Source organism: uncultured Azohydromonas sp., from assembly GCF_937926365.1.
Lineage (GTDB): Bacteria > Pseudomonadota > Gammaproteobacteria > Burkholderiales > Burkholderiaceae_C > Azohydromonas.
Map to the genome: position 1 here is coordinate 12,563 of NZ_CALAOH010000148.1, position 23,300 is coordinate 35,862.

At 67.1% G+C, this 23,300-nt stretch carries 20 protein-coding genes; 6 read left to right on the forward strand and 14 right to left on the reverse strand.

What is annotated here, in order from left to right:
* Positions 1-20: 20 nt before the first annotated feature.
* From Q0741_RS15935 to Q0741_RS15995, 13 genes are all read right to left on the reverse strand, one after another.
* A complete protein-coding gene (locus Q0741_RS15935; protein ID WP_298234183.1) occupies positions 21-830 on the reverse strand; it encodes a flagellar biosynthesis protein in 810 nt (269 codons plus the stop codon).
* A gap of 14 nt (positions 831-844) precedes the next feature.
* Positions 845-2,539, reverse strand: coding sequence for a flagellar biosynthesis protein FlhF (flhF, locus tag Q0741_RS15940; RefSeq protein WP_298234184.1), 1,695 nt, complete (start codon positions 2,537-2,539; stop codon positions 845-847).
* Positions 2,536-4,623: a flagellar biosynthesis protein FlhA gene (gene flhA / locus Q0741_RS15945; RefSeq protein ID WP_298234185.1), complete on the reverse strand. Its 2,088-nt coding sequence runs from the start codon at positions 4,621-4,623 to the stop codon at positions 2,536-2,538. Before flhA ends, flhF begins: the two co-directional genes overlap by 4 nt.
* Positions 4,624-4,874: 251 nt before the next feature.
* Entirely contained in the window at positions 4,875-6,023 is a 1,149-nt protein-coding gene (gene flhB, locus Q0741_RS15950) for a flagellar biosynthesis protein FlhB (RefSeq protein ID WP_298234186.1), read from the reverse strand.
* 30 nt (positions 6,024-6,053) lie between these two features.
* The gene (locus Q0741_RS15955; protein ID WP_298234187.1) at positions 6,054-6,704 is read right to left on the reverse strand and encodes a protein phosphatase CheZ; all 651 of its coding nucleotides are present in this window, start codon (positions 6,702-6,704) and stop codon (positions 6,054-6,056) included.
* A gap of 16 nt (positions 6,705-6,720) precedes the next feature.
* Positions 6,721-7,119 carry a response regulator gene (locus Q0741_RS15960; protein WP_298234188.1) on the reverse strand — a complete coding sequence of 133 codons (399 nt, stop codon included), beginning with the start codon at positions 7,117-7,119 and terminating at the stop codon, positions 6,721-6,723.
* A complete protein-coding gene (gene motB / locus Q0741_RS15965; protein ID WP_298234189.1) occupies positions 7,116-8,093 on the reverse strand; it encodes a flagellar motor protein MotB in 978 nt (325 codons plus the stop codon). The genes Q0741_RS15960 and motB overlap by 4 nt, the downstream gene beginning before the upstream one ends.
* 26 nt (positions 8,094-8,119) lie before the next feature.
* Positions 8,120-8,980, reverse strand: a complete 861-nt coding sequence (gene motA / locus Q0741_RS15970) for a flagellar motor stator protein MotA (RefSeq protein WP_298234190.1) — start codon at positions 8,978-8,980, stop codon at positions 8,120-8,122.
* Between the two features lie 81 nt (positions 8,981-9,061).
* Positions 9,062-10,240 (reverse strand): hypothetical protein, encoded by a 1,179-nt coding sequence (locus tag Q0741_RS15975; RefSeq protein ID WP_298234191.1) that lies wholly within the window; start codon positions 10,238-10,240, stop codon positions 9,062-9,064.
* Positions 10,241-10,338: 98 nt separating this feature from the next.
* Entirely contained in the window at positions 10,339-10,878 is a 540-nt protein-coding gene (flhC, locus tag Q0741_RS15980; protein ID WP_298234192.1) for a flagellar transcriptional regulator FlhC, read from the reverse strand.
* Between the two features lie 49 nt (positions 10,879-10,927).
* Complete coding sequence (flhD, locus tag Q0741_RS15985) at positions 10,928-11,251, reverse strand: flagellar transcriptional regulator FlhD (RefSeq protein WP_298234193.1); 324 nt, start codon at positions 11,249-11,251, stop codon at positions 10,928-10,930.
* A 419-nt stretch (positions 11,252-11,670) separates the two neighbouring features.
* Positions 11,671-13,476 (reverse strand): FkbM family methyltransferase, encoded by a 1,806-nt coding sequence (locus Q0741_RS15990; protein WP_298234194.1) that lies wholly within the window; start codon positions 13,474-13,476, stop codon positions 11,671-11,673.
* A gap of 21 nt (positions 13,477-13,497) precedes the next feature.
* Positions 13,498-14,982, reverse strand: coding sequence for a glycosyltransferase (locus Q0741_RS15995; protein WP_298234195.1), 1,485 nt, complete (start codon positions 14,980-14,982; stop codon positions 13,498-13,500).
* 398 nt (positions 14,983-15,380) lie between these two features.
* Here Q0741_RS15995 and Q0741_RS16000 point away from each other — a divergent pair, with 398 nt between their 5' ends.
* The 6 genes from Q0741_RS16000 to Q0741_RS16025 all read left to right on the forward strand — a co-directional run bounded on the left by Q0741_RS16000 (position 15,381) and on the right by Q0741_RS16025 (position 20,927).
* On the forward strand, positions 15,381-16,289 hold the full coding sequence (locus Q0741_RS16000) for a flagellin (RefSeq protein WP_298234196.1): 909 nt from the start codon (positions 15,381-15,383) through the stop codon (positions 16,287-16,289).
* A gap of 224 nt (positions 16,290-16,513) precedes the next feature.
* Positions 16,514-17,395: a flagellin gene (locus Q0741_RS16005; RefSeq protein ID WP_298234197.1), complete on the forward strand. Its 882-nt coding sequence runs from the start codon at positions 16,514-16,516 to the stop codon at positions 17,393-17,395.
* Positions 17,396-17,528: 133 nt separating this feature from the next.
* Entirely contained in the window at positions 17,529-18,932 is a 1,404-nt protein-coding gene (gene fliD, locus Q0741_RS16010) for a flagellar filament capping protein FliD (RefSeq protein ID WP_298234198.1), read from the forward strand.
* Positions 18,933-18,965: 33 nt separating this feature from the next.
* Complete coding sequence (fliS, locus tag Q0741_RS16015) at positions 18,966-19,403, forward strand: flagellar export chaperone FliS (protein ID WP_298234199.1); 438 nt, start codon at positions 18,966-18,968, stop codon at positions 19,401-19,403.
* A 40-nt stretch (positions 19,404-19,443) separates the two neighbouring features.
* Positions 19,444-19,743: a flagellar protein FliT gene (locus tag Q0741_RS16020; RefSeq protein WP_298234200.1), complete on the forward strand. Its 300-nt coding sequence runs from the start codon at positions 19,444-19,446 to the stop codon at positions 19,741-19,743.
* Between the two features lie 107 nt (positions 19,744-19,850).
* On the forward strand, positions 19,851-20,927 hold the full coding sequence (locus Q0741_RS16025; protein WP_298234201.1) for a glycosyltransferase family 2 protein: 1,077 nt from the start codon (positions 19,851-19,853) through the stop codon (positions 20,925-20,927).
* 137 nt (positions 20,928-21,064) lie between these two features.
* Here the strand turns inward: Q0741_RS16025 and Q0741_RS16030 are convergent, their stop codons facing one another.
* A complete protein-coding gene (locus tag Q0741_RS16030) occupies positions 21,065-23,239 on the reverse strand; it encodes a tetratricopeptide repeat protein (protein WP_298234202.1) in 2,175 nt (724 codons plus the stop codon).
* Between the last annotated feature and the right edge of the window lie 61 nt (positions 23,240-23,300).

A 23,300-nucleotide genomic window follows, 5' to 3' on the forward strand; every position in this document is an offset into this window, starting at 1 on the left:
TCCCGGGGCATCCTTGTTTTTCAATTTCTTGCGGACGGGGTGCTGTCCAGCGCGGCGTCGCCGCCCGGATGCCAGCCCTGGTCCGCTTGCCGTTCTTCGGTTTCGAGCAGTGCCGCGGCCAGCCGCGCCAGCGACGCCGGCACCGTGGCGGCGGCCCCTCCGCGCGCCGGGTCCACGGCCACGCCCTCGCGCAGCGCCGCACCCGGGCGGTTGCGCGCCCAACCGGCAAGGTGGCGCACGGCGCGCGCGGCCTGCGGCGAGGACATCGGTGCGCCCAGCAGCAAGTCGAACCGCGTGCAGCGGTGGCGCGAGCCCAGCAGCCGCAGGCTCGCCAGCGCGTGCGCCAGGCTGTCGGCGTCCTCGCCGGCCAGCAGCAGCGGGTTGACCGCGCGGCCTTCGAAGAAGCGGCTGAGCTCGGCGGCGCCTGCATGCACCATCAGCACGTCGCATTGCGGCGCCGACCGCGCCAGGTGCTGCAGCCACTGCGCGGCGCTGCCCTGGGCCGCCAGCAGCCGCGCCGGCAGGCCGCGCGCGGCCAGGTAGGACAGCCCGTTGCCCAGCGGCTCGATGCCCAGCGCCGGGTCCTCCAGCACCGCCGGCGCCGCCTCGGGCGCGCTTTCAGCCGCGTCGATGATCAGCGTGTTGCCGCCCTGCGCGGCCAGCGCCGCCGTCAGCCGCTCCAGCAGCAGCTCCACGCCGCCCACATGCGGATTGGCCGCCACGGGCACGAATCGCTGGTGCGCGCCGCCGCTGAAGAGACGGCGCAAGCCCGCGGCCTGGTCGGTCCGGTCGCTCAACGAAGGCTGTCGTCGGGAAAGCAGACTGCGCATGCCTTGCCTTCTCCTCAGGCCAGCACCGGAGCCGCACCCGGAGCGCCGCGACCCGCACCGCAAAGCACCAGGCTCACGTCGTCGGACTGCAGCCGGTACACCGCGGCGCTGGCCGGGCGCAGCGCGCGCTCCACCAGCGCCTGAGCCGACAGGCGGTGCCAGTCCTCGGGCACGCGCTGTCCAGTGGCCACACCCACCACGCGCAGCCGGTGGCGGATCACCGCATCCAGCGCCGGCGCCAGCTTCACCGCCTCGTCCAGCTTGGACAGGATCACGCCGCGGCATTGCGCAGCGCGCCAGGCGTGCATCACATCGTCGATGGTTTCGCCCTGCGAGGCGGCGTTGACCACCAGCAGCCGCCGGATTGACGGGTGCACCAGCATGTCCAGCAGCTCGCGCGTGCGCTCGTCGCGCTGCGCCATGCCTGCCGTGTCGATGATCACCATCTTCTTGCCGCCCAGCAGCGACAGCAGATCCTCCAGCGAGGTGCGGTCGTGCGCGGTGTGCACGGGCACGCCCAGGATGCGGCCGTAGGCGCGCAGCTGCTCGTGCGCGCCCACCCGGTAGGCGTCCAGCGTGATCAGGCCGAGCTGCCCCGGGCCGTGGCGCGTGGCGCAGGCCGCGGCCAGCTTGGCGGTGGTGGTGGTCTTGCCCACGCCGGTGGAGCCGATGAGCGCGTACACGCCGCACTCCGCCTCCAGCGGCACCTCGGCCTCGGCGCCGCAGAGGTTGCGCTGCAGCACGCCCGCGGCCCAGGCCAGCGGGTCGCCCGCGTCCTGCGGCAACCCCGAGCCGAGCTTGCGGATGAGCCCGGGCGAGAAGCCGCACTCCAGCAACCGCTGCGACAGCGCGGCCTGCGCCGGGTTGCGCTGGAGCTGGTCGGCATAGGCCAGCGCGTCCAGGCGCTGCTCGATCATCGCGCGCGCCGAGCGCAGCTCGTTGAGCATCTCGCCCTGCTCGCGGCGCAGGTCGGCCATCACCGGCGCCACCGCCTGCTCCACGGCCTCCAGCGCCACGGGTGCCGCCGCATCCGGCGCCGGCCCCTGGATCGCCTCGCTCAGGACCGGCAGCTCATACGCCGGCGGCACCTGGACCGGCGGTACCGGCAACGGCTGTGCCGGCTCCGGCGGTACCGGCACCGGTTGCACGGCCACCGGCAACACGGGCATCGCCGCCATCGTGGCCGGCGGTGCCTGGATGGGCCGCACCGGGACTGGCGGCACCTGGATCGACTGCACCTGCACCGGTTGCGCTTGCACCGGCCGCACCGGCCGCGCGGGGATGGCCGTGGCGGCCATCTTGCCGACCGCGCTGACGGCAGCCGCCATCGGCGTGAGCACCGGCACCTGCGTGCGCGACAGCTCGGCCTGGCGCCGCTTGAGCATGCGCTCGCGCACGTACTCCTGGAACGACAGCGTGCTCATGCCCATGCCGCCGCCCGCGGCGGGCTGTGGCTGCAGCGGCTGGGACTGCTGAGGCTTGCGGGCCTGCTGTGGCCTTGGCGTGGGCACCGGCTGGGGCGGCTGCCGCACCGGAAGGCCCGAGGCCAGGCTCTCGATCTGGCGCATGCCGTCGTGCGGCATGGCCAGCACTTCCACGCCCTCCGGGCACGGACGCGTGGACAGAACGACGGCCTCGTCGCCGAATGCCTGCCGCACCAGTTGCAGGGCTTCGCGCGGGCTGCGCGCGGTGAAGCGTTTGACGTTCATGCTGTGCCTCCGATGATCGAGGCGATCCGGATGGTGTGGGTTTCAGGAATCTCGCTGTGCGCCAGCACCTTCAGGCGCGGCGCGGCGCGCCTGAGCAGGCGGGCCATGGGCGTGCGGATGGCGTCGGGCACCAGCAGGCACGCGGGCTGGCCCAGCTCCTCCTGGCGCTGCGCGGTGTCGGCGGCGCCGCGGGTCAGGGCCTCGGCCACGCCGGGGTCCAGCGCCGCGCCGTGCGGGGAGTTCAGCGCCTGCGTCACCAGGCGCTCCAGCCCCGGCTCGATGGCGATCACGTCGAGTTCGCGCACCGGGCCGTAGATCTGCTGCACGATGGCCGGGGCCAGGTGCACACGCACCCGGCGTGCCAGCTCGGCCGGGTCGGCGGCTACCGCGGCGTTCTCCACCAGGCATTCGACGATGGAGCGCATGTCGCGGATGTGCACGCCCTCCTCCAGCAGCAGCTGCAGCACCTTCTGCAGCACGGGGATGGCCACGACCTTGGGAATCACGTCCTCGATGAGCTTGGGTGCGAGCTTGGCCACGTGGTCCACCAACTGCTGGGTCTCGGTGCGGCCCAGCAGCTTCGCGGCGTGGACCTGCATCAAGTGTGAGAGGTGCGTGGCGACCACGGTCGAGCAATCAACCACCGTAAAGCCGCCCATTTGGGCCTGCTCGCGCAGCCGCTCCTCGACCCACACCGCCGGCAGCCCGAAGGCCGGGTCGGTGGTGGTGGTGCCGGGCAGCTTCTGCGTGGCGCCGCCGGGGTTGATGGCCAGCAGCATGCCGGGGAAGGCCTCGCCCTCGCCCACCACCGCGCCGCGCAGCGTCACGCGGTAGGCGCTGGGGCGCAGCTCCAGGTTGTCGCGGATGTGCACCGCCGGCGGCAGGAAGCCCACGTCCTGCGCGAACTTCTTGCGCACGCCCTTGATGCGGCTGAGCAGGTCGCCGTTGCGCGACTTGTCCACCAGCGTGATGAGCCGGTAGCCCACTTCCAGCCCCAGCGCGTCCACGGGCACGAGGTCGTCCCAGCTCGCCTCGGCGTCGCCGCTGTGCACGGCCTCGGGCTGGGGCGCGGGTTGCGCCGCCTGGCGCCGCGCGGCCTGGTGCATGCGCCACGCGCCCGCGCCCAGCGCCGTGGCCAGCAGCAGGAACACCAGGTGCGGCATGCCGGGGATGAGCCCCAGCCCGCCCACGATGCCCGCGGCCATCCCCAGCGTGCGCGGCGAGCCGAAGAGCTGCGCGCCGATCTGGCTGCCCACGTCGGCGTCCTTGCCCACGCGCGAGACCACCATCGCCGCGGCCACCGAGATCAGCAGCCCCGGAATCTGCGCCACCAGCGCGTCGCCCACGGCCAGCAGCACGTAGGTGTTGGCCGCCTGCGCCGCGCTCAGGTCGTGCTGCACCATGCCGATGGTGAAGCCGCCCACGATGTTGATGAACAGGATCAGCAGCCCCGCGATCGCGTCGCCGCGCACGAACTTGCTGGCGCCGTCCATGGAGCCGAAGAACTCGGCCTCGTCACCCACCTCGGCGCGGCGGCGCTTGGCCTCGGCCTCGTCGATGAGCCCGGCGTTGAGGTCCGCGTCGATGGCCATCTGCTTGCCGGGCATGGCGTCCAGCGTGAAGCGCGCGCCGACCTCGGCGATGCGCTCGGCGCCCTTGGTCACGACGATGAAGTTGATGACCACCAGCACCGCGAACACGATCAGGCCCACGGTGAAGTTGCCGCCGATGAGGAAGTGGCCGAAGGCCTCGATGACGTGGCCGGCCGCGCCGGTGCCGGTGTGGCCCTGCAGCAGCACCACGCGCGTGGAGGCGACGTTCAGCGACAGGCGCAGCAGCGTCGTCACCAGCAGCACCGCCGGGAAGGCGGCGAAGTCCAGCGGACGCACCATGCTGGAGGCCGTCAGCATCACCATCAGCGCCATCGCGATGTTGAAGGTGAACAGCATGTCCAGCACGAATGCCGGCAGCGGCAGCACCATCATGGCCAGCACCATGACCACGAACAGCGGCGCCGCCAGCGTGCGCACGAGATCCGGCCCCACGCCCAGCACCGCCTGCAGCCGGGCGAGATAGGTGTTCATGGGCCGAGATTGTTCCCAGCCCGCGCCAAAACTTGAGCCGGATTAGCGGGCCGAAAACGGCGCTGTTCGCGGGGCCAGGATGGCGGCGGCAGCGGTGCAAGGGGCACGGGCGTTGACCGCCGTCATAGCGACTCGCTTTTCCAACCGATACGGACCACAAGCAATTCCTGAACAACCAGAACCCGTTCGCCCCGGGCCCCCCGACCGGGCTCAGGGCGAACGGAGCCCTTGATTGACGGCGCGGACTGGAATCAGCCCTGCCCGGCCTTGTTCTGCGGGTCCATGTCCGCCGGCACCGGCAGCGCCGGCAGCGCCCCGGGCATCGCGCCGCGCCCGGCCATGGCCGCCTTGAGCTGCCACACGTAGGCCAGCACCTGCGCCACCGCGGCGAACAGCGCGCTGGGAATCTCGCGTTCGAGCTCGCCGTGGGCATACAGTGCGCGCGCCAGCGGCGGCGCCTCCAGCACCGGCACCTTGTGCTCGCGCGCCAGGTCGCGGATGCGCTGCGCCACCAGGTCCGCTCCCTTGGCCACCACGCGCGGCGCGGCCATCGTGGCCTCGTCGTAGTGCAGCGCCACGGCGTAGTGCGTCGGGTTGGTCACCACCAAGTCGGCCTTGGGCACCGCCGCGAGCATGCGCCGGCGCGACGCCTCGCGCATGCGCTGGCGGATGCGGCCCTTGACTTCCGGGCTGCCCTCGGCCTCCTTGTGCTCCTGCTTGAACTCCTGGTGGCTCATGCGCAGCCGCTTGAGCAGCAGGAAGCGCTGCAGCGGCACGTCCACCAGCGCGAACAGCGCCAGCACCCCCACCAGCAGCGCCAGGCCGCCGTAGATCCGCGCACCGCCTTCGGCCAGCGCCTGCGGCAGCGCCTGCGTCAGCAGCGCCGTGAAATCCTGCAGGTGCGCGCGCAAGTACAGCGCACCCACCAGCCCCAGCACCAGTGCCAGCAGGCAGGCCTTGAGCGTCTGCACGAGCTGGTCCTTGGAAAACAGCCGCGCCACGCCCGTGAGCGGATTGAGGCGGGTGAAATTGGGTTGCAGCGCCTTCGTGGTGAAGTTCCAGCCGCCGCCGCCCAGCGCCGCGGCCACCGCCACCAGCGCCATCACCAGCCCCAGCGGCAGCACCAGCAGCAGGAACTGCAGCCCCAGCCCATACAGCCGCTCCAGCATCACCTGCGGGCTGGAGAGTGCATGCGCATCGAAGCGCAGCCCGTGCGTCAGCAGTTGCCGCAGCCGCTCGACCAGCAGGGGCGCGAAGGCCACCAGCAACGCGCCTCCCACGGCCAGCGCCGCGAAATGGCCCAGGTCGCGCGAGCGCGCGACCTGGCCCTCCTCGCGGGCCTTGCGGATCTTGCGTTCCGATGCGGGTAACTGGCGGTCCTGGGCGCCTTCGTCAGCCATGGCGGCGCTTCAGTGGGCAAATGCCCTTGCTCAGAACCCCAGGCTGGCCAGCAGGTCGTCGACCTCGCTCTGGTCACTGACGACGTCGGTGCGTCCCGTGGGATCGACCACCGGCCCGTCGAGCTCCTGGGCCACGGCGGCCAGCGCCGACGGCGCTTGCAGCTTATCGCGCTGGTCGGGCGGGATCACCTGCACCAGCAGCTTGACCAGCCCGTCCTCGAGCTCGTTGGCCAGGTTCACCACCTTGGCCACCACCTGGCCGGTGAGGTCGTGGAAGTCCTGCGCCATCATGATGTCGGTCAGGTGAGCATCGATGCGCGCCGAGGCCTGCTCGACGTCATGCATGAAGTTCATTACCGCGCCGGAGGCCACGGCCTTGACGGGGTTGGACACCATGGCCGCAGCCATCTCGCGCGTGGCCTGGCCGATGCGCTGCTGCTCGGCCTTGGCCTGGTCCACCGAGTTGAGCACCTTGTTGGCGGCGTCGGCGGTCTTGGTGGCGATGTACTGCAGCCGGCTGCGCGCGTCGGGCAGCCCGTCGGTGGCGGCCTGCAGCCGCGGCATCACGTCGAGCTGCTGCATCGTGTCGTGCAGCATGCGCGTGATGGCGCCGAGCTGCTGGAACACCTCGGGCGAAACGATCAGCGGCGCGCTCGGCGTAGGTATTTCCGGAAGGTTCATGTCGCGCTCCATCACTTCAGGCACCGGCCGCCATCTTCTGCAGGATCTTCTGCACCTTCTCTTCCAGCGTGGCCTTGGTGAAGGGCTTGACGATGTAGCCCGCCGCTCCGCTCTGCGCCGCGCGCACGATGTCCTCCTTGCGCGCCTCGGCCGTGACCATGAGCACCGGCAGGTGCTTGAGGGACGGGTCCGCCTTCACCGCCGACAGCAGATCGAAGCCGTTCATGTTGGGCATGTTGATGTCGCTGACGACGAAGTCGAACTTCTGGTTCTTGAGCATGCTCAACGCGATGGCGCCGTCCTCGGCCTCATCGGCGTTGTGGCAACCCATTTCCTTGAGCAGACCGCGCACGATGCGGCGCATGGTGGAAAAGTCGTCGACGATCAGGAACTTCAGATCGGTGGGGGTGCTCATGGTGTGCGTTGCGGGCGAATGGAGGGAGGCGCCGGGGTTATCGGCGGGACGCCGGGAACGCTTGAGTCCTTGGCGTCCAGGGCCTGGGCCAGGCCCGACGCGCTGTGGAAGAAGCGCTCCTCGGCTTCGCGGTTCATGACGATGATGCTGATACGCCGATTCTGCGGGTTCAGCGGGTCCTTCGGGTCGTACAGCACGCTCGAAGCGAGACCTTGCACACGCACGACACGATCTTCGGGCAGGCCTCCGGCAACGAGCTCGCGCCGGCTGGCATTGGCCCGGTCGCTGGAAAGCTCCCAGTTGCTGTAGCCGCGGTCGCCGCCGGCGTACGGATGCGCGTCGGTGTGGCCTTCGAGCGTGAGGTGGTTGGAGATGTTGGCCAGCGTCTGGCCGATCTCGCGCAACAGCTCGCGCATGTAGGGCTGCACCACCGCGCTGCCGCTGGCGAACATGGGCCGATTGTGTTCGTCAACGATCTGGATGCGCAGCCCGTCGCGCACCATCTCGACCTTGATCTGCGGCGACAGCGAGTTCAGGCGCGGATTGTCGGTGAGCTTCTTCAGCACGCGCAGCTTGAGCGCTTCGAGCTGGCGCACCTCGGCGCGGGCCTGATCGCCCTTGAGCAGGCGCAGCGCGTTGTGCTCGCTCACGGGGTCCGTTTCGCCGCGCTTGACCTGGCCGGCGCTGCGCGAGAGATCCTGCCCTCCACCCTTGATGATGCTCATGGCGTCGCCCGTACCGGTGCTGGCGCTGCCGCTCATCGTGAACTTCATGGGGGAGTTGAAGTAGTCGGCCAGGCCCTTGCGGTCGCCCTCGGTGAGCGAACCCATGAGCCACATCAGCAGGAAAAACGCCATCATCGCCGTGACGAAGTCGGCATAGGCGATCTTCCACGCGCCACTGTGCGAGACGTGCCCGCTCTTGCGCACGCGCTTGATGATGATGGGCGGCTGGCCCTTGATGTCGGCGGCCATGGCTCAGGCCTGAACGTCCTGGGGCATCACTTCCTGCCCTTGACGTGGTTTTCGAGCTCGGAAAAGGACGGCCGCTCGGTGGAATAGAGCACCTTGCGCCCGAACTCCATGGCCACCTGCGGCGCGTAGCCCTGCATCGAGGCCAGCAGCGTGGTCTTGATGCACTGCAGCTCCTTGGTGGCTTCGTCGGCCTTTTGCTCCATGAGCCCGGCCAGCGGCTCGAAGATGGCATAGGACAGCAGAATGCCCAGGAAGGTGCCCACCAGCGCCGAGCCGATCATGGCGCCCAGCACCGCCGGGGGCTGGCCCACGGAGCCCATGGTGTTGACCACCCCCAGCACGGCCGCGACGATGCCGAAGGCCGGCAAGCCGTTGGCCACGCGCGTCATCGCCACCGCGGGCGCATGCGCCTCGGCGTGGTGGGTCTCGATCTCGCTGTCCATCAGGCTTTCGATCTCGTGCGCGTTGAGGTTGCCCGAGACCATCATGCGCAGATAGTCGGTGATGAACTCCACGGCGTGGGGGTCGGCGCTGACGACGGGGTAGCGCTGGAACAGCGCCGACTCCGCCGGCGCGTCCACGTCATGCTCGATCGCGATGAGGCCTTCCTTGCGCGCCTTCTGCAGGATGTCGTAGAGCAGCGCCATGAGCTCCAGGTAGCGCGTCTTGCTGTACTTGGAGCCCTTGAAGCACGTCGTCAGGCTGCGCAGCGTGGCCTTGAGCACCTTGGGCTGGTTGTTGGCCACGAACGCGCCCAGCGCCGCGCCGCCGATGGTGACGAGCTCGAAGGGCAGCGCCTGCAGCACCACGGCGATGTTGCCGCCATGGACGACGAACACGCCGAAGATGCAGCTCAGCGCCAGGGTCCAGCCTATGAGAACGAACATGAAATGGGGTGAGTTGGCGAGTCGGCCTAGTATCGGCCCCCACCAGGACGACTTGAGCCCGACGGGACGGCGCGCAATGGGTCAGCGCGGCAGCAACGCCAACAACTTCTCGTGATTGGGCCGTTCGTGCACGTCGGCCGGGCTCAGCGACGCCTTCACGGCAAGGCTCGCCTGCGTCGTGTCGCGCAGCTTCGGCTGGGCCAGCGCCGCGCCGCTGGCGTCGGCGAACGCAGCCACGCGCGGCGCATGCGCCCGGCTGCCGCGCGCCAGCACCAGCGCGCACTCGCCACTGGCCAGTCTCACGAAGCTGCCCGGCGGGTACATGCCCACCGTGCGCAACAGCGCCGTGCCGATCTCGTCGGGCTTGCCGTCAGGGCCCACGCAGGCCTCGCGCACGGCCCGCAGCCCCGGCATGGGCGCGCGGTGGCCGCGGCGGCTGAGCTTGGCGCAGAAGATGTCAACCCGGCGCAGCAGCCGCGCCGCCTGCTGTGCCGTGGACAGCCCTGCCAGCGGCTGCGCGTCGAACTGGCTGTCGTGATGCAGCATGACCGCGCCCAGCCACACCCCGTCGGTCACGCCCGCGGCGGCCAGCAGCCGCGCCGCGTCGCGCGGGTGCTGCGCCAGTTGCGCGCGCAGCCCGGCGCTGATGCCCGTGTCGCGCAGCGCCAGCATGTCCTGCATCCGGCAGATGGAGACGTTCATCGTCAGCGCCGAGAGCTCCAGCGATTCGATCCGCCCGCTGTCCCAGCCCAGTACGCGCGCGCACTCGCCGGCCACGACCATGCAGCGCAGCGACTGGTGGCAGCTGTAGAGGTTGGTGTGCAGGCCGCCGGTATGGATGAGGTGGCACACCGATGCGTCCAGCGAGATATCCATCAGATGCCGCGCGCGGGCGCGCAGCTCGCGCGCCTCGCGAATCCACCGGCCGTCGTCACGCGGCTCACGCAGCGCCGCCTCCAACGCCATGGCGGCCATGGTCCACTCCTGGCTCAGGCTCCTGCGCCGCGACGACAGCAGGTAGTCCTCGCTGGCGCGGCGCGCGCGTTCCTTGCGCTCCTCCGCCAACTGCTCGATCTGCTGGCGCCAAGGCAGGGAGTTCGTCTCCTCGGCGTACACCGCCCAGCGCAGCAGCTGCAGCCGCGCGGCGTAGTCGATGGGCGTTCCCGCAGGCAACAACAGCTGGCCCTGCGCGTTGAAGACGTCAAAAGGCAGCTCGGTGATGTCGAAGAGGAGTTGCGGCGGCAGGCGAACGAGTTTCACGGAGGCGCGGCGGAACAACGGACGACAAGGACCGCGGCCAGGAGCTTATCGACACGTCCGGCCCGGACTTGAGCCCAGGGGCGCCGCCGGTGCCGCGTTCAATGCATCGACAGGCTGCCCGCCGCCTTGCCCTTGCCCGCGCGCGCGGGCGGGTTGCACAGGCCGCAGACATAGTGCTTGGCGATCTCGTGCGGGTGCGTCACGAAGCGGCCGGCGCAACGGCTGCAAGTCGTCAACGACAACATGCCGTTGTCCACGAACTTCACCAGGCGCCAGGCGCGCGTGACCGACAGCAGCGGCTCCAGGCCCTGGCACTGCGTCTGCTCCAGGTACAGCTGGTAGGCCTTGATGACGATGTCGATGTCCTCCAGCGCCGCGCTCTTGTTCAGGTACTCGTGGATGTTGAGGAAGAGACTGGCGTGGATGTTGGGCTGCCAGGTCATGAACCAGTCCGTGGAGAACGGCAGCTGGCCCTTGCTGGGGCTCTTGCCCGACACTTCTTTATATAGGCGCAGCAGCCGCTCGTAGCTCAGGTCGGTCTCGCTCTCCAGCACCTGCAGCCGCGCACCCAGGTTGATCAGGGTGACGGCGCGCTCGATCTGGCGGGCTTCGGACAGGATGCTCTTGTTGCGGGCCATGGTGATGATGCGGTAACGGTTGCGCGATGGACGGACGGCTGCGGCGGACTCAGGCCGCTTCCTGGTGGCGCCCGGCCATCAGGATCGAGGCATGCAGCCGGTTCACGCCGTCGTTGGCCGCGCCACGGCCATGGTTGGTCAGCAGGTTCCACACCAGGTCGTCGTCCATGCGGAAGCGGCACAGCAGCGTGTTGCCCGAGGCGATCTTGAGCATCTGCGCCGGCGTGAGCGCCGCGATCAGGCCCGCCGTCTCGTCGGAGACACCCAGCCGGTACAGCGCCTGCTCGCGGTCCAGGCGGATCAGGCTCTGCGCCAGCATCAGGTACGACAGGTTGGCTTCGCGGATCTCGGCAAGGATTTGGTCGGTGTTCATGGCGGTCTCTGACAAGAGTCACGGTCTGTTTGCAGCGTGGTACGGACTCTAGAAGCCAGAACAACGGGCGAATATCGGCCCATCTCGGTCACTGGAGTCCCTTTTCTTCCAGGGGCCGTGTCAGGCAAATTCCTACAAGGCGACCGCCCGGGCAATAACAGGGCTGCCGCTCATGGGCGCGGCGCTGGTTGCCGGGTGCACATGGTCACGGGCGAGCTGCACGTGCTGGGGTTGGCGCATGCTTGGCCGCTGAAGCCGCTGGTGCGCGCCTTCGTGCTTGAAAGCCCCATGGAGTGCCGGCGGAGGGCGCCCCTCAAAGGGCCCAGCAGCGTATTCCGCCGCCTGCGCGAAGTGGCTTGCCACGCGGCACCATGACCAAAGCCAAGGACCGGGCCAAAAACTCTCAAATTGATGCCGGCTCAGCAGTCTGCGAGCAGCTGACGCCACGCATGAGGACCGAGGTCACGCAGTCGGCTTACGCCGTCGTGTAGCTCGAGTGACATGCAGCGCACGGCCGTATGGTGGTCGGCGGCCAACTGCCGGTACAGGAGGCGCTGCGCCGGATCGCCGCGTGCGGGCAGCCAATGCAGCTCGCACTGCAAGTCCGGCCGCAGCACCTGCGTTCGCAACCTGCCCTGTGCTGTCGCGTCGACCACGACGATGCGGGGGTCGAGCGCGGCGCGCGCCAGCGCCTGCAACAATTCGTCGAGATCACGCCCATCGTGCACCTCGACGATGTACAGCGGCGCGGACGCTGCGGTGCCACCGCGCACCGTGAACGGCACGAGCGAACGGGCTACCTCGTTTTGCGCGGCAGACGTATCGAAGGCCGTGCCGCTTCTGCTGGACGACGCCTCGTAGATGGTCTGGCGCTGCACCGGCAGGCTGCAGAGCCACTTCGTCGGTCGCGAAACAGCTACCGCCGCGATATCTTTGCGATGCAGGTACCGTGCGAGCCACAGGTCAGCCATGTTCGGGCGTTCGAAGTCCTCGATTCGTATTGATACGGTAGCGGTATGAAACGCCAGCGAGTTGGTGGCCAGCAGGTGCACGCGTCGCCGGCGCATCAGCCGCTGTTCGAAGTGCAGCACGCTACGTGCGCCGGGGAGGTAATACCCGTCGAACGGTTGCAACATCAGCACACCGTGCACGCCCACGACGCTTCGACCGCCGTCTTGCGCCAACTCGGCAACCAGACGCTGCACATAGTCGGCCGGATAGAGGATGTCGTCGTCGCAGCTGAGGTAGATCGCGTCGCTGCATTGCGCTAAGCCCCAGAATTTGCCGGCGTCGCCCCAGCGACGGCCATCGGGGTCAAGTTGGGCAGTGATCTTCGGGTTGTGGCGCACGAATGCGGGCACCGCCTGGTAGCCGTTGAGATACAGGTAGAGCCGGTCCACCTGCGGCAGCAGCGAGCTCACTGCCGCGCGTAGCGCTACCTCGCTGCCGGGCACCGTGGCCATGCCGGCGACGATCTGCCGCGTGGGCGGCAGCGCTTGCCGTACCTCGGCCGGCAACGCATCGACCGCGTTGTCGAAAACGCTCCCACCGTGTACGAACAGGTAGGTGGGCGTGTCGTTGTAGCAGCGCACGCGGCGGTAGCCATACGGACGCAGTTCAGCATCGAGTGCCTGCAGATTTTCAACGGTGGCGGCCTCTGCCAGCAGCATCGGGCGGCTCGCAGCGAGCGTGCGCCGTGCACCGCGCAGCACCTCGATCTCCATGCCTTCGACATCGATCTTGATCAGGTGCACACGTCGCTCTCCGACCACCTCGTCGAGGCTGCGAATCGGTACGCCCGCGAGTCCAGCATCGGTGCTGACCGCGACTCGGGCGCGGCCCATGTTGAGCGGATCATCATCCAGCACGCGCCCAATGCCCGACGTGGCGCCAAGCGCGATGGGGTGCAGCTCGACACGGTCCTCAAGGCCGTTCAGTGCAATGTTGCTGCGCAGCAGCTGCAGCGCCGCCGGGTTGGGCTCCACCGCGACGGTCTTCAAGCCCAGAACCTTCGCGAAGAACACCGTGTGGTTGCCGATATTGGCGCCCACATCGAGCACGAGGGCCGACTCCGGCAGACGTGGCCCGACGTCTTCGAGCATCGCGCACTCGTAGAAGGCCTGCCGGGTGCGAATCAGCGACTGAATATGGTCAGCTGCACTGGGCAGATGCATCCGGATTGCCGTGTTGTAGGCAGTGAATTCGGTGATGTGGCCGGCTGTCATGGCAAGAGACCTTGTGTGGGCTTAGTTCGTGGCGCCAGAAATCACGGTGAGCACGCTGCCGCCAAAGTCGCCACACAGCAGCTCGAGTTCAGGCGCCAGCGCACGCCACTGCGCCGCGGCGTCCTGCTGCACATCGGCGTCAACGCCTTGCAGGTGCACCGTAAAGCCTTCCAGCGACAACAGTGGCGCGACCGCCGGCAATGCGAGGTTGGCCGCCACGCGGGCGCCCCAAGCGTCGGGGGCAACGATCACCAGATCAAACGGCGCTTGGCCGTCGAGTGCACCGGGGTCAGGCAGGTAGCCGGTGGTATCGCCGAGAGTCAGCTCAGCCCAACGGCTCTCGATGATCTGCACCGAGGTTTCCGCACCTGCTAGCCGCAGTTCCCGGCGCCGCGCATTGATGCGATCGGTATCGGCCGCCAGTGAAGTGATCGTGGCTGTGCCGGTATCGGCGGCGAACGCGGCGAGCCAGCCGAGCAGCGGTGAAGCGCCAATCTCCAGTACGCGGCGCGCGCGGCCCACTGCCGCGTGCAGGTCGTTCAGGAATACCGGATCAGCCGCTGCGGCCGGCGCATGACGCAGCGCGGCGAGCACTCGCGGGCAACGGCGCACCAGCTCGGCCGCAGCGGCAGCGCTCCATGGATCAGTGGCGGCCACAGTCGGCGCGGCAGTACGCTCCCGTACGACCGGAGCCCATGGACGGGCGACAGCGGCTGCGGCGGACACGGGGTCTACCGCTTCGCGCGCAGGCCGCGTACAGGGCAACGCCGGTTTGGCGAGCACAATGCGTGCGCTGGCAGCTTGATGCCGCGAGCTCAGTCCGACGGACTGCGGGTCGAGGTTGTGGTGGGAATAGGGGTTGGAGGCCGTGTAGCGATACGCATTGACCGGAAGGAAACGGTAGCGGCGTGTCTGGTCCAGTATCGGGAATGCGATCGCGAAGTCACACGCGGCCGTGAGCCACCGGCCGTCATCGTCCTGGAAATAGGACGGGTCCACGTTCGCAAACAGTGACGCGCGGAAGCTGAAGAAATGGCTGGTGCGCCAGCCTTGCAAGCGTGGAGAAAGTGTCGGGTCCAGTGCCTGGTTGCGGCCGGTGCCGCCCCGGTCCGTGACGAAATTGGTCCAAACGACGTCACACCCTTCGGCGTACTCGCGCGCCATCGTCGCCAGGATGGTCGGCTCGATCAGCTGATCGTCGGCATCCAGCACGGCAACGAAACCGTACTGGGGAGCCAGGGCCCGCAAGTGCGTACTGGCGCTGCGCGCCTTGCCCCACGATACATCGTTGACCACCATCGTATGGCGCCCGGGGAACAGCGCAGCCAGGTGGTGCCGGGCGATGTCCGCAGTGGCGTCTTCCGAGGCGTCGTCGACGAACAGAACGTGCACTTCGTCGTGTGTCTGCCGAGCAAGGCTCTTGAGGGCATCGCCCACGTACATCTCGCAGTTGCGGCCCGTCATGAAGACCAGGGCGTGCGAGTCCAGGGCAATCGGATGATCCACGGCGACTCCTGTTGCGGTGGTGCGGTTCAGGTTCACCGCGCGCTTTATTCGATCGTCGGAGTCTGGACCTCCTGCGCGGCCTCGGTTGCCCGAAAAACGGCGGGAACTCGCGCCATCTTCAACCGCAGAGCGCATCGGTATAAGGCCGCGCGCTTTGTCCAAGGCTCAAGCCAGCCCGAACCCGGCCGATACCCGATGACGGCTGCGGCTGCGGCTGCGGCCACGGGACGAGCCTCGAAGAAGTCGCAATTTTTTCGCCGGCGGACCTCAAGTTCCGGCGCAAGGCCGCCGATACACCAGGCAACGGATCGTCAAATGAACAAACGGTCCGCAGTCCGCCAGCAGCGGCCGCAACACCGGCGTCTGCCTGAGTCAACCAAGACATACGGAGCTACATCATGGGCATTTCCGTCAATACCAATCTCTCGTCGCTGAACGCCCAGCGCAACATCGCCTCCAGCCAGGGCTCGCTCGCCACCTCGATGCAGCGCCTGTCCAGCGGCCTGCGCGTCAACAGCGCCAAGGACGACGCCGCCGGCCTCGCCATCGCCGAGCGCATGACCTCGCAGGTGCGCGGCATGAACCAGGCCATCCGCAACGCCAACGACGGCATCTCGATGGTGCAGACGATGGAATCGACCTGGGGCAAGGTCAGCGACAACCTGCAGCGCATGCGCGAGCTGGCCGTGCAGTCCGCCAACGACACCAACAACACCTCCGACCGGGAATCCTTGAACAAGGAATTCCAGAAGCTGGGTGAAGAGATCAACCGTGTCATCAAGGGCACGACCTTCAACAAGAAGGACGTCCTGGCTACTGCTGGCGGCGGTAGTACTGGCAGCATGACGTTCCAGGTCGGCGCCAACACGACTGCCAACGTTGACACGATCACGATCCAGACCTCGGACTGGACGCAGGCTCAAGTTAATAACGGTACTGGCGTCGCCACCGATAACCTCATCGATGCTGTCACCAACATCACGAACGGCGGCACAATGGCCAACATTGGCGCAGCCGCAAGCAGCACGGACATCCGCGGGGTAATTGACGATATTGACGCGGCACTCGGCCAAGTCAACGACGAGCGCGCGACCCTGGGCGCCTACCAGTCGCACTTCGACGCAGCGATCTCGAACCTGCAGTCCGCCTCGGAAGCGCAATCGGCCGCCAGGAGCCGCATCATGGACGCGGACTACGCGTCAGAAACCGCGAACCTGTCGCGGGCGCAGATCCTGCAGCAGGCCGGCCAGGCGATGCTGGCGCAGGCCAACCAGCAGCCGCAGCAGGTGATGTCGCTGCTGCGCTGATCGCGCCGAGACCGCCCAGGCACGCGCCCGGGCGCGGTTGCACGAGCAATCAGGAAGCCCCGCGCACCACGCCGGGGCTTTTTCGTTCCGGGACGCGAACTGCGCTGGAAAGACCCCCCTCCTCGCGGCTTCGCTTCCGGTGCGCCGACCAAGAATCAGACGTTTCAAGAAAAACCATACGCCCGCTTTCCGGGTTCTCGCCCCAGGCCTGAAAGTCCTCCGTCATGGCTCAGACGCTCAACTCCAATCTGGCTGCGCTCACCGCGCAGCGCCATATTTCCACCAGCCAGCACCAGACCTCCGTCGCGATGCAGCGCCTTTCCAGCGGCGTGCGCATCAACAGCGCCAAGGAGGACGCAGCCGGCCTGGCGATCGCCAGCCGCATGACCTCGCAGATCCGCGGCATGAACGCCGCCCTGCGCAACACCAACGACGGCATTTCGCTGGCGCAGGTCGCCGATGTCGGGCTGGGCAAGACCAACGACATGCTGCAGCGCATGCGCGAGCTGACCATCCAGGCCGCCAACGACACCAACACCTCGTCCGACCGCGCCGCGCTCGACAAGGAGTTCGGGCAGCTGGCCGAGGAGGTGCAGCGGGTGCTGGGCGGCACGACCTTCAACAAGATGAAGATTCTGGGTGCCGACGCGAAGGAAGCTCCTGGGAAGACCCTGGCATTCCAGGTCGGCGCCAATGCCACCGACAACGACTCGATCACCGTCAACATCGTTGACATGACCAAGGATTCGGGCGTTGCGGCCGCAGCCGGCAGCAACTCGCTTACCCCCATCGTGCCACGCGCGACACTCGCGCCCGAGAACCCGTTGTACGTTGACACGATCACCAACATCGACAACGCCATCGAAAGCATCAGCAAGCAGCGCTCGGAGATGGGCGCTGCGCAGTCGCGCTTCGAGGCGATCGTCTCGACCCTGCAGGTTGCCGTGGAAGACCAGAGTACCGCCAGAAGCCGCATCATGGATGCCGACTACGCGGCAGAGAGCGCCAACCTGTTGCGAACGCAAATCATGACCCAGGCGGCCCAGGCCATGCTCGCACAGGCCAACCAGCAGCCGCAGCAGATCATGAAGCTGCTGCAGGGATGAAGCTCCGGCGGCTCGGGCCGCGCCACGGGCGCCGCAGGCGCCTCCGCTTGGCCCGTGCCGGCGCCGGCGCGGCCTCAAGTTGCTGCAACCGCCGCCGATCTCCCATCTACAACCCTCACCAGGAGCGGAGAACATGACCATCTCGTCCGCCGGCATCGGCAGCGGCATCGATGTCCAGAGCCTCGTCTCGCAGTTGATGGCGCTCGAGCGCAAGCCCATCGAGCAGCTCAAGACCGCGGCCAGCAGCATCCAGACCCAGGTGTCCGCCTACGGCAAGGTGCAGAGCCTGATGTCCACGCTGCGCGACTCGGCCGCGGCGCTGGCCAAGAGCTCGCTGTGGACGCAGGGCACGGCCACCGCCTCCGACACCACGGTGCTCACCGCCACCAGCAGCGGCAGCGTCAGCGCCGGTGAGTACGACGTCACGGTCAACAAGATGGCCCGCGCGCAGTCGCTCTACTCCAGGGCCATGCAGCCCTCGGACCCGCTGGGTACGGGCTCGCTGACGATCGGGCTCGTGGAGGACTATGGACCGCCGCCCAAGTACAAGGACGGCACCAGCCCCGTGACGCTGGATTTCACCGACCCCGACACCACGCTGAGCCAGGTGCGCGACCGCATCAACGCGGCGGGTGCCGGCGTGGTCGCCTCGCTGGTCACGAACATCGACGGCACCGTTCAGCTCTCCCTGACGTCCAAGAACACCGGCACCAAGGACCAGATCGAGATGGTGGGCAGCGGGGGCCTGGGCGAATTCAGCTTTGCCGGCCCCAACGATGTCGGCGGGACGATGACGGAGGGCCAGAAGGCGCAGAACGCGGAGATCACGATCAACGGCATGACCGTGGAGTCCACCACCAACGAGTTCAAGAACGTCATCGGTGGCGTCACGCTCAAGGTCCTGAAGACGAGCAGCGACCCGGTCAAGGTGTCCTCCGCCGCCGACGCCGCGGCGCAGCAAAAGGCCGTCGAGGACTTCATGGCCGCCTACAACGCGCTCAACAGCTACCTGCGCGACCAGACCAAGTACGACGAGGCGGCCAAGAAGGGTTCCCCGCTGCAGGGAGACAGCACCGCGCTGGGCCTGCGCAGCCAGATGCGCTTGCTGCTGCAGGGCTCCAACGGGGCCTCCCCGGTGTATGGCAGCCTGGCCAGCATCGGCTTCAGCACGGCCACCGACGGCACGCTCAAGCTCGACACCGCCAAGCTCAAGACCGCGCTGCAGCAGCCCGAGGAGGTGGCCAAGCTCTTCTCCACTACCGACGACACGGTGCCCGGCAACAATGGCTTCGGGGTGCGCTTCAGCGACCTCATCGACCGGCTCACCCGTAGCGACGGCGTGCTGAGCACCCGCACCGCGGGCCTGCAAAGCAAGCTCAAGCGCAACCAGACCGAGCAGGAGAAGATCGAGGAGCGCGTGGCCCGCACCCAGGCGCGGCTGGAGAAGCAATACCAGGCGCTGGACACCAAGATGTCCTCGCTCAACTCGCTGGCGGCACAAGTCACGAGGCTGAGCAGTCTTTTCTCCTCCAACTGAGAACACCGCAACCGCATTGCTTCCTGACCCGCCATGTACAGCATGACCTCACCCTTCACTCCCAGCCGTGGCGCGGCTGCCGGGTTGGCCCAGACTTATCACCAGATCGGCGTGGAGACCGGCGTGAACACCGCCTCGCCGCACAAGCTCGTGGCCATGCTCTTCGATGGCCTGCTCGCCAGCCTCACGCTGGCCCAGGGCGCCATGGCGCAGGGCGACATCGAGGCCAAGTGCCACCAGATCAGCCGCGCGGTGCGCATCCTCGACGAGGGCCTGCGCAGCGCGCTCGACCGCGAGCAGGGCGGGCCGCTGGCCGCCGACCTGGGCGATCTCTATGGCTACGTTTCGCTGCGCCTGACGCAGGCCAACCTGCGCAACGACCCTGCGCTGCTGGACGAGTGCAAGCGCCTCATCGAGCCGATCAGCGAAGCCTGGGCCGCCATCGGCCCGCAAGCCGGCAACACCCGCTGAGGCCGCAAGGCCGCCGCCCTGGGCATCCATCGCGCACGCCATGACCACTTCGCTGCTGAGCTACTACGAGGCCATTGAGAAGACCAGCGCCGACATGCTGTCGGCCGCGCGCCGTGGCGACTGGGCCGCCGTCATCCAGCTGGAAGGCACCTGCGGAGTGCTGATCTCGGAGCTCAAGCAGGCCACCGCCGCGACCGCGCTGGCGCCAGAGCAAGCCAAGGTCAGGATGGTCATCCTGCAACGTATCGTGCTCAACGATGCGCAGATCCGGCGCCTGGCCGAGCCCTGGCTCGACGAGCTCGACCGGTTGATGAAGCCGCGACGGCATACCGTCCATTGACGCGGCACCCTGGCTGACGCACGGTACGCCGGCGCTCGGTGCTACGCGCCACGCCTGCCTGTCCTTGCCGCCCTACAAGCGCACCAACGCGCACATCACCCCGCACCATGCCCACGAAGCTTTACACCGGGCGACAGCCTGACCTGGCGCTGGTCGTCATCACGCGCGACGAGGCTCGCTGCATCGAGCGCTGCCTGCGCAGCGCCGCGCCTCACGTGCGCCGCATGGTGGTGCTGGACACGGGCTCCACCGACGACACGGTGGCCATCGCCCGGGGCTGTGGTGCACAGGTCCACCAGACGCAGTGGACCGGCAACTTCTCCGCAGCCCGCAACGCCGCGCTGCAGCAGGCCGATGCCGACTGGAACCTGATCCTGGACGCGGACGAGTGGATCGCGCGCGGGGCGCAGTGCCTGCGCCTGGGCAACAGCGAGACACCTTTCCTGGGCATGGTGCAGGTGAGGAGCGACTTCGACATTGGCGGCCAGCGCGAACAGGGCAATACCTGGCTGCCGCGGCTGCTACCGCGCGGCGTGCGCTACGAGGGGCGCATTCACGAGGCGCCGGTGGCCGCGGTGCCCCGGCGTCGCCTGCCGCTGGTGCTGGGCCATGACGGCTACCTCGCCTCGCAGCTGGCGCGCAAGGCGGGCCGCAACCGTGAGCTGCTGCAGCAGGAGATTCAGCTCCACCCCGACGACCCCTATCTGCTGTACCAGTTGGGCAAGGACCACGAGGTAGCCGGCGAATTCGCGCCAGCCTGCGAGTTCTACCTGCGCGCCAGGCCCCTGATGGACCCCCACGCCGCATACCGCCGGGATGCCTCGGTGCGCCTGCTCTACTGCTTGTCGAAAGCCGGCCGGCTGGAGGAGGCCATCGGCCTGTCCGCGGACATGATGGACGAGTGCGACGGCTATCCCGACTACTTCTTCGTACTGGGCAACCTGATGCTCGACGCGGCCGTCCAGCAACCGCAGCAGGCCCTGGCCGAATGGCTGCCGATGGCGCAGGCCGCCTGGCAGCGTTGCCTGGAGATCGGCGAGCGCCCCGAGTTCGACGGCGTACCCGGCCGCGGCAGCTTCCTGGCTGCGCACAACCTTGCCGTGGTCCACGAAGGCCTCGACGAGCAGGCCCAGGCGCTGCATTACCGCAACCTGGCCCGGCAACTGCGGCAGCGCGCCGACTGAATGCAGTCTGACTGTTCCCTGATGGGAACTGCGACGAGCTTCACAAGAAGGTACTGGGTAATTCTCAAGCTCTGCCTGCCGGTCGGCATGTCAAGGTGATTTCAAGAAAGTGCGCAGCCACATCCCCAATCACCGGCTCATGATGCCAAATCGATGACGGCAGCTGGCAAGCCTGCTTGGTATCGGTCATGCATAGCCCTATACGCCGCTTCGAGATGTCGGGCATACAAACCGGCATCAAACAGCGGACTGGTCGCTCTGTTTTTCTCGAGTCGATTCCTGAGTTCACACAGCGCGCCAGGGTTTGTGGCCAGTTCAATGGCCACGGACTCGTAGTCCTGCGGGGTAGAGGTCACCAGTTCCGGCAGATCCATGGCGTTGAGCAGGCTGCCCGCTACCCGACCAGCAAACGTATTGCCTTTGCACGTCAATAACGGCAATCCCGCCCACAAAGCATCACTGGCCGTCGTGTGGGCATTGCAGGGCAGCGTGTCCAGAAACAGGTCTGCCAACCTGTGGCGCGCCAAGTGTTCATCCAGCGGCATGCGCTGCGCAAAAACCAGGCGCTGGCCGTCAACACCTCTCGCTTGCGCTTCCCGGCGTAGATTCTTCGCCGCCGTGGCATTATCTTCCAGGAGCCACAGCACGCTGCCTTCGACCGCCTTGAGGATCCTCATCCAGCTATCGAATGTCTGCGGAAGAATCTTGTAGTTGTTATTGAAGCAGCAAAAAACAAAACCTCCCTCCTGTAAGCCAAGCTCCTGTCGCGTAAAGATTCTTTCCGAAACACGCCGCCTCGAATCATTTACTTGGTAGCTATGGGGCAGGTAGACCGCTTTTTCCTCAAAAAATCCCTGACACTCCACTGGCAGCACGAATTTATCAGCGATCACATAATCCATATAATCAGCACCCATGGTGCCGGGATAGCCAAGATAATTGACCTGTACCGGGGCACATCCCAGCGCGAACATGCCGGGCCTGGCGTCCTGCGTATAGCCTTTCAGGTCCACCGCGATGTCCATACCCAGCTCCCTGGACAACCGAGCCACTTCCGTGTCAGTTTTGTTGCGGACATCTATGAACTTATAAAATGCTGAAGACAGACGCTGCCGCATGCCGTCCTGGCGCTCCGGCCCGAAAGAGAACCCATAAATCTCGAAACTTCTCGGATCATGCCTCTCCAAGAGCTCTGCCATCAAATAAGCCGTGGCATGGTCGTGAAAGTCGGCCGAATAGTAAGCAACGCGTATCTTCCCATCCGGCGCACGCCCCTTGAACGGACCCAAAGCATGACTTCTGGGATACCGGGCTTCCGTGAAAATCTTCGCCGCCTTCTGCTGCAACTCCGGCACATCCAATAAGCCCAGCAAGGGGAAAGGTGCGGTTATTTTTTGACCTTCGACAATTCCGCCACCATACCGGTGCAACTCGTCTACCAGAGAATTCCATTCGCACACCCGCATCTTGGTATGCAAATAGCTTCCGAACATAAATTCGCTCGCGGGCCTGAGCGTTAGTGCGCGGCGGTAGCTGTCCACAGCTGCGTCCAAGCGCTGCAAGTCCACCAGCGCGTTGCCGCGGTTGCCGTGGGCCTCCGCAAAGTCAGGTTTGAGCGCTAGAGCCTTGTCGTAACTGGCCAGCGCCTCCTCGGGCCGGCGAAGCTCTTTGAGCGCGTTGCCGCGGTTGTAATAGGCATCGGCATAGCCGGGCTTGAGCAGCACGGCACGGTCGTAGCTGGTGATGGCCTCGTCCCAGCGCCGCAAGCTCAGGAGCGCATTGCCACGGTTGTTATGCGCCTCGGCGTAATCGGATTTGATCGCCAGCGCCTGATCATGGCTGGCCAGTGCCTCATCGAGTCGCCGAAGTTCTTGCAACACATTGCCGCGGTTGCCGTGGGCCTCCGCATAGTCGGGTTTGAGCGCTAGAGCCTTGTCGTAACTGGCCAGCGCTTCCTCCAGTCGTCCAAGATCCTTGAGCGCCTTGCCGCGGTTGTTATAAGCAAACGCGACACCAGGATTTATCTTGATTGCTTCGTCAATCAACTTCACGCCCAACGCATGCTGCCCTGTCTGCATCGCCACCACGCCGCTCAGATGAAGACTGTCGAAGTGCTTGGGCTGAATCTTGAGGATTTCCTGGTAAGCGGCCAGCGCCTCAGTCAACCGGCCCGACTGGTGCAGGCCGACCGCCTGTTGGAGCTTGAGCTGCACGTGCTGGGATGACTGAATTTGAACCGGCTTCTTTTTGGGAATGCCATGGATTCTGGAAGCCATAGAAGGAGCGTGGCCCAGGAGTTGCGGACCATCCATGCTAGACAGCCAAAGCGGCGTCCAAACGCGGAACACCGCACCGGTACGGAAGCTGTTTCGG